This is a genomic window from Parabacteroides massiliensis (assembly GCF_900155425.1).
GTDB lineage: Bacteria > Bacteroidota > Bacteroidia > Bacteroidales > Tannerellaceae > Parabacteroides > Parabacteroides massiliensis.
The window spans coordinates 1,548,594-1,561,613 of sequence record NZ_LT700189.1; the positions used below are offsets into that span (position 1 = coordinate 1,548,594).

Here is a 13,020-nt window from a genome sequence, read left to right on the forward strand (position 1 = left end):
ACTTTTCTTGATTACAAAACGGTCGCAAAGATAAACACTTTTCCCTAATATTGCACATTTTTCAACAAAATGTGCCGCACAAAATCACACATATTGTGCAATATTTATTCATTCCAATTGTCAATTACCAATTGACAATTGTCAATTAAAACGGTATCTTTGCGTCCGAAAAGGAACGTTTCCTTTTCCGTGTGCTTGCTAAACCACGTATTAAAAACAAGAAAGATATGAAACATCAAGAAGCCGCTTTGGTATGCTTCTCCGGTGGACAAGACTCCACGACTTGCCTGTTCTGGGCCAAGAAGCACTTTTCTCGCGTAGAGGCCGTATGCTTTACATACGGGCAAAAACATTCCCTGGAAATAGAGGTTGCACGAAAAATTGCAGCCGACGCCCACGTCCCGTTCCAACTGTTGGACGTGTCGCTGATCAGCCAGCTCGATCCGAACTGTTCGCTGACAAATACCGAAATTTCAATGGACCAGGAAAAACCGGCAGACAGCTACCCGAACACCTTCGTCCCGGGGCGTAACATGGTATTCCTGACCTTCGCCGCCATCCTGGCACGCAGCAAAGGAATCTTCAACCTGGTAACCGGCGTATCGGAAGCCGATTTCAGCGGTTACCCCGATTGCCGCGACACCTTTGTCCGTTCCCTCAACGTCACCCTGAACCTGGCGATGGACGAGCAGTTTGTGATCCACACGCCCCTAATGGACCGGGACAAAAGCGAAGTGTGGGAACTGTCCGACGAACTGGGCGTATTCGACCTCGTACGGACCCAAACCCTCACCTGCTACAACGGCATCATGGCTGAAGGCTGCGGCCATTGCCCTGCCTGTAAACTGCGCCGCGAAGGGTTGGAGAAATATTTAAAAAGACGCCGCTAAACCATCCTTTACAAGAATAACAAAAAGACATCATGGATACAAGAAAAGAAGAAAACGAACTGCACCTGTTAGGCGGTTCAACCGTATACAAGCAGGATTATGCACCGGAGGTACTGGAAGCGTTTACAAACAAGCATCAGGAAAACGACTACTGGGTGCGCTTCAACTGTCCGGAATTCACAAGCCTCTGCCCGATCACCGGGCAGCCGGACTTTGCCACCATCTACATCGACTATATCCCCGATGTGAAAATGGTGGAAAGCAAGAGCCTGAAATTATATTTGTTCAGCTTCCGCAATCACGGAGCCTTCCATGAGGATTGCGTCAACATCATCATGAAAGACCTTATCCGCCTGATGGACCCCAAATATATCGAAGTAACCGGTGTTTTCACTCCGCGCGGCGGCATCAGCATTTACCCGTACTGCAACTACGGCCGGCCGGGCACTAAATATGAAGAGTTGGCCGAACAACGGCTTTTCAACCATCATACGAAATAAAAAAGGCACGCATTGCCTTTTTCCTCATAGCACATTAACTTGCATTTAGATGCAAGTGTATTTTATTCTCGACAACGTCGAATACATATTCGGCAATGTCAAGAATATACACGGCAATGTCGAAAATATGATCGACAACGCCGGAAACAAAATACACTTGCATCTATTTTTTATTTCTTAATTTCCCATTTTCGATTTTATAGTCTTAATTTATCCATTACCTTTGCAAATAGTAAATTTTAAACCTACATAAAAACAATTTAGACCATGAACAAGAGCATTACAATGAAGACTGCCTTGGTAGCTCTGGCTTGTACGGCCTGTATCAGTGCAAGCGCACAAAAACAGTATCCTGAACAGGAAAAAATGAAACCGGGAATGTCCGAATACTGGACTCCGCAACCGAAAGTAGTTACTCCGGGTGACATCAAAACAAACAGCGCTCCTTCCGACGCCATCGTCTTGTTTGACGGAAAAGACCTTTCCGCTTGGCAAAGCGCTAAGGGCGGACCGGCCGAATGGATCGTAAAAGACGGTGTTTTCACTGTGGACAAGAAGAAAGGCGACATCCTGACAAAACAAAAATTCGAGAACTTCCAATTGCATATCGAATGGTGCGTACCCAAAAACATCACCGGTACAAGCCAAGCTCGTGGCAACAGCGGTATCTTCCTGCAAGATATGTATGAAATTCAAATTTTGGATTGCTATAACAACGAAACGTATGTAAACGGACAGACCGGAAGTGTCTACAAACAAACACCTCCTCTGGTAAACGCCATGCGTAAACCGGGTGAATGGAATGTCTACGACATTATCTATTCCGCTCCTATCTTCAAGGAAGACGGAACTTATCGTGTTCCGCCACGCGTTACGGTCATTCAGAACGGTATCGTATTGCAGAACAATACGACTATCCTGGGTACTACGGAATATATCGGTTTCCCGAAAGTCAAAAAACATGGTGCAGGCCCGATCCGTTTGCAGTCTCATGGAGACCCCAGCGAACCGATCAGCTTCCGTAATATTTGGATCAGGGAAATGTAAATTCAGTTGAAAGGTGAAAGGTGAAAAGAAATATAAATCAAACTTTCACCTTTCAACTTTCCACTTTCAACTATTTAGTCGAGCGTTAGATTGAACTCATCCTTCAACTTGGCCAAAACCGGATTTATATTCAGCAAGTGTTCATACTTTTCTGCCGACGTATAGGCCAAATGCTTCTGGTTTGTTTCATCTATACGGACACGCATCTGAATACGGGTATTCTTCAACCGCACCCGCAGATAACCCAATATATCGATACAATTATTCGTCAACTCATCCTGCTGGCCGGGGTTATGCACACAGACTTCAAAATAATAATTATCCTGCAAGGCCGGCTTACAATTGATCATCGTATTTTTCAGATATACCTTCTTATCAATCGCAGACGCATAAGCGTCCCAGTAGTGCACCAACGCTTCCTGGCTGAAAGGATTCTGCATTTCCTGTACCGCACCGGTAGCAGTCTGCGTCGCAGCTTGCGCTTTCGGATGCTCTATGCCTATCTCCTTAATGGATGTACCGAACTGGGGCGGACGCGCCACTCTCTTAGGCGCCGAGGCCGGAGGAGCCTGCGGAATATGAGTTGAAGAAGGCGGCACATGGGTGGAGACGACCTGCTGACGCGGAGTCGCGCCGGTCATTTCCTGTGGAGATTGTACCGGACGTTGCAAAGGGGGAGCGGATTGTACAGTATACGACGCCTGAGCCGCGGCACCCTGTCCGGATTGAGCCGGAGCCTGGCCCGGCCCGTTGGATGCGATCGGTTCAATCAGCCCTTTTTTTTTATCACCGGCCGGTTGTCCGGCATTGCTTAGCTGGCAAAGCTGGATAAGCGTAAGCTCCAACAACAGGCGTTTGTTCCGGCTGGCCCGGTAATTCAGGTCACATGTGTTTGCCAGTTCGATCGCCTTGAACAACAATTCGTCGGAACAACGCTTCGCCATTTCCTTATAGCGTTCACGGATAGAAGCTCCGACCTCAAACAAGATCAATGTAGACTCATCCTTGCATACCAGCAGATCACGAAAATGAGATGCCAAACCGGTTATGATATTCTGCCCGTCAAATCCTTTGCTCAATATATCATTCAAGATCAGGATGGCAGACCGGACATTGCCGGAAAGCATAGCCTCCGTCAGTCGGAAATAATACTCGTAATCCAGGACGTTCAGGTTATCGATAACAGCCTGATAGGTGATATTGCCATTCGTGAAGCTGACCACCTGATCGAAGATGGACAACGCATCACGCATACCGCCATCCGCTTTCTGGGCAATCACATTCAAGGCTTCGGGTTCAGCCGTCACCCCTTCGCAAGAAGAAACGTATTCCAGATGTTCCACCATATCGGCAATCGAGATACGCGAAAAGTCATATATCTGGCAACGGGACAGGATGGTCGGCAACACCTTGTGTTTCTCCGTCGTGGCGAGAATGAACAAGGCATGATGGGGCGGTTCCTCCAACGTTTTCAGAAACGCATTGAAAGCCGCCGAACTCAACATATGCACCTCGTCGATAATAAAGACCTTATACTTTCCGATTGGAGGCGGAATGCGCACCTGGTCGATCAGGGAACGGATGTCGTCGACCGAGTTATTGGAGGCAGCATCAAGCTCGTGGATATTATAAGAACGCTGCTCGTTGAAAGCCTTGCAGGATTCGCATTCGTTACAGGCTTCCCCGTCGGCAGTCGGATTCAGGCAATTGATCGTCTTGGCAAAGATACGGGCACAAGAAGTCTTGCCCACTCCACGGGGACCGCAAAAGAGGTAGGCATGAGCCAGCTTGTTACTTTGTATTGCATTTTTAAGTGTGGTTGTCAGGGACTTCTGCCCTACTACGCTACGAAAAGTAGAAGGACGGTATTTCCTTGCCGATACAATATAATTATCCATTCTTTGCTTTTTTATTAACAAGACAAAGATATACAAAATAATTCATTTATCTTTGCAAAAATGGAGTTCCTATGTCACGCATAAAAGACTTTTACAACAAGTATCTATCCAGGGTCAATGCCTACTGGCTGGTAACCATCGTGTTCTTCGCCTTGACTTTTGTAATGGGCGATAGCAGCCTGTACAAGCGTTATACCTATGACGAAAAGATTCGCAGCCTGGAAAAAGAGATCAAACATTATCAGAAGGAAATCGAAATCAACAGTAAAAAACTGAACGACCTGCATACGGACAAGGAAGGCCTCGAACGCTTTGCCCGTGAAGAATATTTCATGAAAAAGCCAAACGAAGATGTATTCATTATTAAGAATAAATAAATGAACGAAAAAGCAAGAACAATCGTTTTTAATATCTCCGCCCTGCTGTTGCTCGCCGGTGCGGGATTATATCTGGCCTTGCCGGTTGTGGCTCCTTACCTGTTTGCCGTCGGGGCTGCCGGCATAGCGGTCAGTTACCTGACAATGCCTACCAAGGATATGGATTTTCGCCAGCGCAGACTGCATCGCTACAATATATTTGCCGGATTGCTGTGCATATTCGCTTCTACCTTGATGTTCAGCGGACGGAAAGAATGGGTGATCTGCCTGACCATTTCAGCTTTACTCCAGCTATACACGGCTTTTGTCACTCCTAAAAAAGAGAACTGATCCATAACGGCGTATCCAAGCAAAACACCGTTTTTCAATAAACGCTATTTATCAAGCATGTTTCGACAAACCTCTCCTTAAAGATAAAAATACCTACATACAGTTAGCGGCATTGCCAGAATAGCAATTACAGGGTAAAAAATTACCTATAATCCGCGATTGATGCGCGTTCTCTTTATAAAGACCTTTGCAACGTTTTACTAACGATACAAAATTCTTATAAATTGAAAGCGCCAATTCTAAAAATCAGCTGCCTGTTCTTTCTCCTGTTTGCAATATCCGTTTCTGCACAGGACAGAGCGACGATCTCAGGCAAGATCATATCTACGGAAAAAGAAACCGTTGATTTCGCCACGGTCTACTTGAAAGGGACCACGTATGGCGGAACAACCGACGAACAAGGAATTTACCATCTGAAAGCTCCGGCCGGCGACTATACGCTGGTCGTATCCGCCATCGGCTACAAGACAGTCGAAAAACCGGTGAAACTTACCGGCGGAGAAAGAACCAAACTGAATATCACCATTACTCCGCAATCGACGGAACTGGACGAAGTGGTCGTTGTTTCAAACGGAATCACCCGTTTGAAGCGTTCGGCATTCAACGCCGTAGCGCTCGACACGAAAGAATTGCAAAACTCCAACAGAAGCCTGAGCGAGGCACTGGCTAAAGCGCCGGGGATGAAGGTGCGTGAATCGGGCGGCGTCGGTTCGGACATGCAACTTACGCTGGACGGTTTCAGTGGCAAGCACGTGAAAATATTTATCGACGGCGTGCCGCAGGAAGGTGTGGGTAGTTCGTTCGGGCTGAACAACATCCCGGTCAACTTTGCCGAACGCATCGAAATCTACAAAGGCGTGGTCCCGGTAGGCTTCGGCACGGATGCGATCGGGGGTGTGATCAACATCATCACCAAAAAGAAACGGAACAGATGGTTTTTGGATGCCTCCTATTCCTATGGTTCTTTCAACACACACAAATCGTACGTGAACTTCGGGCAGACGTTCAAAAACGGATTCACATATGAGATCAATGCTTTCCAGAACTATTCAGACAATGATTACTACGTGAACGCTCCGGTGGAAAACTTCGAGACCGGAAGCATCGACAGAAGCAAGAAAGAACGCGTGAAACGTTTCAACGACACCTACCACAACGAAGCCGTCATCGGCAAACTGGGCGTCGTTGACAAAAGATGGGCGGACCGCCTGCTGCTGGGTTTCACCTATTCCAATATGTACCAGGACATACAGACCGGTGTGCGCCAGGAGATCGTTTACGGTCAAAAGCACCGCAAAGGACACTCGCTGATGCCTTCGCTGGAATATGGCAAACGAGACCTGTTCACCAAAGGGCTGGACATGGTGCTGACTGCTAACTACAATAAGAACCTCACGACCAACGTGGACACATCTTCTTATGAATATAACTGGCGTGGGGAAAAACACCTGATGAACTCCGCCGGCGAACAGTCAAGGCTGCATTCACGGGCAGACAACAACAACTGGAACGGCACGCTGACATTCAATTACCGGGTTGGCAAAATGCACACATTCACCTTCAACCACGTATTGAACTCCTTCCACCGTTCCAACACCTCCCTGCTCGCAGCCGAAGAGATGAAAAGCGCCATCGCCAAAGAAACCCGTAAGAACATTTCGGGCCTTTCCTACCGGCTGATGCCGTCCGAACACTGGAACTTTTCCGCTTTCGGAAAATACTACAACCAATTTGTAGCAGGCCCGATGGCGACTTCGAGCACGCAGGACGAATATGTACGCAAAACACGCTCAGCCAACTCGTTCGGATACGGGGCAGCCGGAACCTACTTCATCCTGGCAGACCTGCAAGCAAAGCTGTCTTACGAAAAGGCTTATCGCCTGCCGACCATCGAAGAAATGTTTGGCAACGAAGACCTGGAAATGGGTGAACTGAGCATCCGGCCGGAGAATAGCGACAATCTGAACTTCAACCTGAGCTACAACAAGACATTCGGGAAACATACCTTGTATGTGGAAGGCGGAGTGGTCTACCGCAACACGAAAGATTACATACAGCGCAACATCACGGATCTGAGCGGCGGCAAGCAAGCAGCAACCTATATCAACTACGGTAAAGTCGAGACAAAAGGCTTCAGCTTGTCCATCCGCTACAACTTCGCAAACTGGATAAGCGCAGGCGGCAACTTTACTCAAATGGACGTCCGCGACAGAATGAAGACGTCCATTACCGGCAGCGCTCAAAACCTGGCCTACGGAGAACGGATGCCGAACCTTCCCTACCGGTTTGCGGATTCCGACCTGTCGTTCTACTGGCGTAATCTCTGGAAAAAAGGCAATGTGCTGACCGTGACCTACGACAATCAATACCTGCATAGCTTTACGTACTATTCGTCTGCTATCGGATCGAAAAACAACGACTATGTCGTACCGAACCAGTTCTCTCACAATTTAGCTCTCTCCTACAGCCTTCAGAACGGACGGTACAACGTGTCGTTCGAATGCCGCAACTTCACGAATGAAGACCTGTTCGACAACTTCAGCCTGCAAAGGGCAGGACGTGCCTTCTATGGCAAAGTGAGAGTCTATTTCGGGAACTAACGTAACCGACGATCATGGTTTCTATATATATACATTTTCTAAATATAAATACATTTATTGCAAGATGAAAAAGAATCATTTATTAACTGGCATTGCCGCAGCCATGCTGACGGGTGGGCTGTTTGCTTCCTGTAGTGACAACGATATCCCGACACCTGACGATGGCGGGAAAGGCGAAACAAAAAACACATTCGTAATCCCAGCCTCTACAACGGCATCCGGAAATACGACCAACGTTCTGCTTACTGCCGAAAGCGTGGACGATGGGACCATCACGACATTGAACAACGGCCTCGTGAATGACGGAGCCACACAATGGGTTTTCTATAAAGACCAGTATTTGTATGGCTTGACCTACAATCAGGGAAACGCCGGAGACACACGCTCGTATATCCTGAACGCGGACGGCGAACTCGAAACACGCCCGCAAAGCTATAAGATCAAACGATTTACGACCCACGGCATCTACGACAAGTATATCATGACCCTCTCTTCGGGTGACGGCCCGACGGAATGGGCAGACGAGAACGGCTACGTTCCCCAGTCATTCTTAGTGTCCCTTTTGGATGTTGCCGCCGAGACAAAAACGGACAACGACACGAAGAACGAAGCCTACCTGTCCGAAAACTTCTTAGGCAACGGAGAATATGTAACATTGGCAGGCATTTTGGAACACAACAGCAAGATATATAGCGTAGCCGTACCGATGGGGTTAAGCCAGTACGGGACAAAAGACGGAAACGGGAAATGGATCTTGCCGGGCAACGAAGATTTGGTAAAAACCGAATCCGGAGGTTCGAACAGCAGCTCTTACGAAAAAGACGAGCTATTGTGGACACAATATCCGAATTCCTGCTGGGTCGCCATCTTCGACGATGAGACATTCACAAACAAGAAAATCATCCAAACCGATAAAATCAGTTATGCTTGCGGCCGTTTCAAATCGCAATACTACCAAATGATCTGGGCTGCCGACAATGGCGACATCTATGTGTTTTCGCCGTCTTATGCCAAAACGATGACCGACCCGCGCCAGCAGACCGACTTACCGGCCGGTGTAGTGCGCATCCCGAATGGAAGCGAAGACTTCGACGATTACTACTGCAACCTGGAGGCACAGAGCAATGGCAACTCCTTCCTGCGCAGCTGGCATATTGCAGAAGATTATTTCCTGCTGCTGATGTACGACCGTCCTTTCAGCGAAACAGGCTATACGGCCAACCAGCTCGCCGTGTTCAAAGCCGGAAGCGAAAAGCTGACTTACGTGAGCGGACTTCCTTCAACCGATATAATCTCAGGTTTCGGGAACACGCTGCATGTTGAAAACGGCAAAGCCTACATCGCCGTGACGACAACCGACGGTAATCCGGCCATCTACAAGATAGACCCGGCCAGCGCCAGTGCGACGAAAGGCGTAACAGTTGAGACGACTCAAATAACCGGTATCGGCAAGTTGACAAACCAATGAAGAAGTTCTTTGCGAAAGTACATTTATGGTTATCGATACCTTTCGGCATCATCATCGCGATCGTCTGCCTGACAGGAGCAATCCTGGTATTCGAAACGGAGATACAGGAGCTTTGCTACCCCTCCCGCTATTTTGTCAAAGAAGCAAAGGGTGAACCGCTTTCGCCGGCTGTGCTCATGGAAGTTGCCCGCGGGCAACTTCCTGACTCCGTCAAAATAAACGGAATACGGGTCACGTCCGATCCCCGCCGTACCTACCAGCTAATTCTACCGGGGAAAAAGGCGGCATGCTTTATCAACCCTTACACCGGAAAAGTCACCGGCATAGACGACGGGAATGGGTTCTTTATGAAGATGATGCGTCTCCACCGCTGGTTGCTGGACGAATATAAACGGGACGGTAGTTTCGCCTGGGGCAAAGTGATCGTCGGGTATTCGACCCTGGTTCTGGTCTTGATCATCATAAGCGGACTTGCCATCTGGTATCCGAGAAACAAGAAAGTACTGAAAAACCGGCTCAAAATAAAAACAAGAGCCGGTTGGTTTCGTTTCTTGTACGATTTGCATGTCGCCGGCGGATTCTATGCCGCCTTGCTTTTGCTCGTCTTGTCACTCACCGGTTTGACCTGGTCGTTCGGCTGGTATCGCGATGCGTTCTACACCGTGTTCGGTGTCGGCATGCCATCCCAGCAGACTCATGCCGCGGCCTCATCTTCTCCCCACAAAACATCCGGAGAAAGAGGCCCGAAGAAACCTCCCCGGACCGATTACACGCAATGGGGCAAAGTCTTGGCCGACCTACAAAGCCGCTATCCGGAATATAAATCGATCGCCATCCAGGACGGCTCGGCAACAGTTTCTACCGCCGGCTATGGGAATACAAGAGGAAGCGACCGTTATTCCTTTGATCCGGCTACCGGAAAGATAACCGAGAGCCAGTTGTATGACGACCTTCCCCGGTCCGCCCAAATAAGAGGTTGGATCTATTCCGTTCATGCCGGGACATGGGGAGGAATGACAACCCGGATATTAAGCTGCCTGGTTTCGCTCTTAGGTGCCGTCTTTGCCCTAACCGGTTATTATTTTTGGATCAAGAAGAAACTCGGAAAGCTCAATAGGCCATCTTGCAAAACCGACCGGACGACCGGACGCAAGAAAGGTCTCGGCTAATGCATTAGGACACGAAAGCTAAAGCATAGGGTTACGAGGTCTAAGGCATAGGGTTACAACAACTAAAGCATAGGGTTACGAAACCCAAAGCCAAGCAATGCCTTCAATACAAAAAAGGCTGCCTTCGCATAACGAGGGCAGCCTTTTTTTATTCCGTATTTCTATTTTCCTTATTTACCGGAAGAGTAGTTCTTGTTCAGCACTTCAAGAAATTCAGCCGTGATGTCGTAGGCCGGATTAGACAACAGGATGTTATCACCCATCGTATTGCTGAAAATGATCTGATACCCTTTTGCCTGATTAAAAGTCGTCAACTGGGCAACGATCGTATCGCGAAGCTGTCCGTTCAGTTCCATCTGTTTGGCAGCCAGTTCTTGTTCTTTCTTAGCCGCATAGTTCTGAAGTTCCTCTTGTTTTTTCTGCAAGCGGTTTCCTTCCTGCTGCGCTCTTTCCGTGGTAAGGAAAGCATTGGCTTCATATTTGCGTTGGAAATCATTCAATTCAGTCCGTAAGGCATTTGACCGCTGGGTCATATCTAAACGATAATCTTCCTGCATCTTGAGGATGCGTTCATTCAGATCTTTCGAATAGTTGTAATTCGATAAAAGAGAGTCTACATTCACATATGCTATAGGAAGCAAATTAGTAGAATCTCCTTCTGTTGTGAAAGCCGGAGCTACTGTGGATTCTTTTTTACCGGAAAACTGCATAACAAACAAAATTATGACAGCCACCGCGAGCACACCATTAATAACGTAGTTAATGTTCTTCATAAAGTGTAAATTAAATCTTTATTTATTTTATTCTTCTATTTCTTTAATCCTGTCATATAGATTCTTCCGCAAACTATCACGCCTGTGTTGGGTTTTAGCACAGCATATACCTTTCTCCCTTAGTGCCGCGTTACCCTCGATGTGTGTATTAGGGAACTTCCCTCCCTTTTTGAAAATCACTTTTACACTGAGTAGCACAACACAAATAACAAGAATTATGACGGTAATCAATAACGTTGTAAGCATTTTCTCTATATTTGTGGACGCAAATATAAGAGTTTAAGTGATTAGAAAGTATGTTTTTGATATTTAATTGTACTTTTTTTCATACAAAACCCTGTTTGCTGTGGTATTATTAACTATAGAGTAACATCTATAATACATTGTAACATTATGAAGATTACTGATTTAAAACCTGAAATCGTTTGGAAGTTCTTCCACCAGGTAACCCAAGTGCCCCGTCCTTCAAAGAAGGAAGGGAAAATGATCGAGTTTCTTGAATCATTCGCCAAACAGTATAAAATCGCCATCAAAAAAGATGCCACAGGCAATATCTTGATGTCTAAACCGGCTACTCCCGGCAAAGAAAACCTGCCGACTGTCGTTCTGCAATCCCATATGGATATGGTTTGCGAAAAGAACAATGGCACCGCGCATGATTTCGACAAGGATCCGATCGAAACAATCGTAGACGGGAACTGGCTTCATGCCAACGGGACGACGCTGGGAGCCGACAACGGCATCGGCGTAGCCGCAGAACTGGCCCTCCTCGCTTCCGACGACATCGAGCACGGACCGATCGAATGCCTTTTCACCGTAGACGAAGAAACCGGACTGACCGGAGCCAAAGCACTCGAAAAAGGATTCATGACAGGCGAGATACTACTGAACCTCGACAGTGAAGACGAAGGCGAAATCTTCATGGGTTGCGCAGGCGGCAAAGACACGCAAGCGGTGTTCCACTACGAATCACGTGACACCAACCCGAACATGCAATATTTCAAAATCGAAGTGAAAGGCCTGAACGGCGGACATTCCGGTGGCGAAATACACAAAGGATTGGGTAATGCCAACAAAATCATGGCACGCTACCTGTACCTGCTGAAAAACCAGGCCGATTTCCACCTTTGCTTCATCCACGGCGGTAACCTCCGCAACGCTATCGCCCGCGAAGCGCAAGCGACCATCGGCCTGTATCCGGAAGAAAAGGAGACAGCCCGCATCCTGCTGAACCATTTCACGGCAGATATCGAAAACGAACTGAAACACGTAGACCCGAACGTACAGATCACAATGGCATCGGTCGACCGTCCTGACAAATATATCAATGACTATGATGCCGAAAAACTGATTTTGGCTTTACATGCCTGCCCGCATGGCGTGATCGGCATGAGCCACGACATCGAAGGACTGGTGGAAACCTCGACCAACCTGGCCTCTGTCAAGATGGGAGATGACAACACAATCATTGTCGGCACAAGCCAGCGCAGCTCCATCGAGTCTTGCAAGAACATGATCGCCAACCAGGTCGCATCTGTTTTCAAATTAGCCGGTGCACATGTCACTCACGGCGACGGTTATCCTGGTTGGGCGCCTAATCCGGATTCAAAGATTCTGAAAGTGGCACAAGAGACCTACAAACGGTTGTTCAACAAAGAACCCAAAATAATGGCGATCCACGCCGGATTGGAATGCGGTCTGTTCTTGGAGAAATATCCGAACCTGGACATGATCTCATTCGGACCGACACTCCGGGATGTCCATTCGCCCAACGAACGCATACAGATCGACACCGTCGGTTTGTGGTGGTCTCACTTGCTCGAACTATTAAAGAGCATCCCCGCAAAATAAAACGATACATTTTTCGTTATAGAAAGAGGATTAACATTCGGTGGATGTTTTTCCTCTTTTTTTATGTTAATCACAGAAAACTTATTTATGATAAAATTGTTTTCTTATTGACATTAT

At 47.5% G+C, this 13,020-nt stretch carries 11 protein-coding genes; 9 read left to right on the plus strand and 2 right to left on the minus strand.

Annotated elements, in window-relative coordinates:
* Window positions 1-227: 227 nt before the first annotated feature.
* The 3 genes from queC to BQ9893_RS06560 all read left to right on the plus strand — a co-directional run bounded on the left by queC (window position 228) and on the right by BQ9893_RS06560 (window position 2,437).
* Window positions 228-890, plus strand: coding sequence for a 7-cyano-7-deazaguanine synthase QueC (gene queC, locus BQ9893_RS06550; protein WP_075965265.1), 663 nt, complete (start codon window positions 228-230; stop codon window positions 888-890).
* A 32-nt stretch (window positions 891-922) separates the two neighbouring features.
* Window positions 923-1,390: a preQ(1) synthase gene (gene queF, locus BQ9893_RS06555; RefSeq protein ID WP_075965266.1), complete on the plus strand. Its 468-nt coding sequence runs from the start codon at window positions 923-925 to the stop codon at window positions 1,388-1,390.
* Window positions 1,391-1,657: 267 nt separating this feature from the next.
* Window positions 1,658-2,437: a 3-keto-disaccharide hydrolase gene (locus tag BQ9893_RS06560; protein ID WP_075965267.1), complete on the plus strand. Its 780-nt coding sequence runs from the start codon at window positions 1,658-1,660 to the stop codon at window positions 2,435-2,437.
* Window positions 2,438-2,511: 74 nt separating this feature from the next.
* Here BQ9893_RS06560 and BQ9893_RS06565 read toward each other — a convergent pair whose 3' ends face one another.
* On the minus strand, window positions 2,512-4,335 hold the full coding sequence (locus BQ9893_RS06565) for a DNA polymerase III subunit gamma/tau (protein WP_075965268.1): 1,824 nt from the start codon (window positions 4,333-4,335) through the stop codon (window positions 2,512-2,514).
* Window positions 4,336-4,406: 71 nt separating this feature from the next.
* On the opposite strand from BQ9893_RS06565, the gene BQ9893_RS06570 reads away from it, so the two are divergent.
* From BQ9893_RS06570 to BQ9893_RS06590, 5 genes are all read left to right on the plus strand, one after another.
* A complete protein-coding gene (locus BQ9893_RS06570) occupies window positions 4,407-4,712 on the plus strand; it encodes an FtsB family cell division protein (protein ID WP_075965269.1) in 306 nt (101 codons plus the stop codon).
* On the plus strand, window positions 4,713-5,042 hold the full coding sequence (locus tag BQ9893_RS06575; protein ID WP_075965270.1) for a hypothetical protein: 330 nt from the start codon (window positions 4,713-4,715) through the stop codon (window positions 5,040-5,042).
* 224 nt (window positions 5,043-5,266) lie between these two features.
* A complete protein-coding gene (locus tag BQ9893_RS06580) occupies window positions 5,267-7,642 on the plus strand; it encodes a TonB-dependent receptor (protein WP_075965271.1) in 2,376 nt (791 codons plus the stop codon).
* Between the two features lie 64 nt (window positions 7,643-7,706).
* Window positions 7,707-9,110, plus strand: coding sequence for a DUF4374 domain-containing protein (locus BQ9893_RS06585; RefSeq protein ID WP_075965272.1), 1,404 nt, complete (start codon window positions 7,707-7,709; stop codon window positions 9,108-9,110).
* Entirely contained in the window at window positions 9,107-10,279 is a 1,173-nt protein-coding gene (locus BQ9893_RS06590; RefSeq protein WP_075965273.1) for a PepSY-associated TM helix domain-containing protein, read from the plus strand. The genes BQ9893_RS06585 and BQ9893_RS06590 overlap by 4 nt, the downstream gene beginning before the upstream one ends.
* Before the next feature lie 170 nt (window positions 10,280-10,449).
* Here the strand turns inward: BQ9893_RS06590 and BQ9893_RS06595 are convergent, their stop codons facing one another.
* The gene (locus BQ9893_RS06595) at window positions 10,450-11,052 is read right to left on the minus strand and encodes an OmpH/Skp family outer membrane protein (protein ID WP_075965274.1); all 603 of its coding nucleotides are present in this window, start codon (window positions 11,050-11,052) and stop codon (window positions 10,450-10,452) included.
* A gap of 393 nt (window positions 11,053-11,445) precedes the next feature.
* Here BQ9893_RS06595 and BQ9893_RS06605 point away from each other — a divergent pair, with 393 nt between their 5' ends.
* Window positions 11,446-12,903: an aminoacyl-histidine dipeptidase gene (locus tag BQ9893_RS06605; RefSeq protein ID WP_075965276.1), complete on the plus strand. Its 1,458-nt coding sequence runs from the start codon at window positions 11,446-11,448 to the stop codon at window positions 12,901-12,903.
* The last annotated feature ends 117 nt before the right edge of the window (window positions 12,904-13,020 follow it).

Excerpts from the sequence above, each read along its gene's own strand:
- BQ9893_RS06570 (WP_075965269.1), top strand. The coding sequence starts at position 4,407 with ATGTCACGCATAAAAGACTTTTACAACAAGTATCTATCCAGGGTCAAT.
- queF (WP_075965266.1), top strand. The coding sequence starts at position 923 with ATGGATACAAGAAAAGAAGAAAACGAACTGCACCTGTTAGGCGGTTCA.
- BQ9893_RS06560 (WP_075965267.1), top strand. The coding sequence starts at position 1,658 with ATGAACAAGAGCATTACAATGAAGACTGCCTTGGTAGCTCTGGCTTGT.
- BQ9893_RS06575 (WP_075965270.1), top strand. The coding sequence starts at position 4,713 with ATGAACGAAAAAGCAAGAACAATCGTTTTTAATATCTCCGCCCTGCTG.
- BQ9893_RS06595 (WP_075965274.1), bottom strand. The coding sequence starts at position 11,052 with ATGAAGAACATTAACTACGTTATTAATGGTGTGCTCGCGGTGGCTGTC.
- BQ9893_RS06590 (WP_075965273.1), top strand. The coding sequence starts at position 9,107 with ATGAAGAAGTTCTTTGCGAAAGTACATTTATGGTTATCGATACCTTTC.
- BQ9893_RS06585 (WP_075965272.1), top strand. The coding sequence starts at position 7,707 with ATGAAAAAGAATCATTTATTAACTGGCATTGCCGCAGCCATGCTGACG.
- BQ9893_RS06565 (WP_075965268.1), bottom strand. The coding sequence starts at position 4,335 with ATGGATAATTATATTGTATCGGCAAGGAAATACCGTCCTTCTACTTTT.
- BQ9893_RS06605 (WP_075965276.1), top strand. The coding sequence starts at position 11,446 with ATGAAGATTACTGATTTAAAACCTGAAATCGTTTGGAAGTTCTTCCAC.
- queC (WP_075965265.1), top strand. The coding sequence starts at position 228 with ATGAAACATCAAGAAGCCGCTTTGGTATGCTTCTCCGGTGGACAAGAC.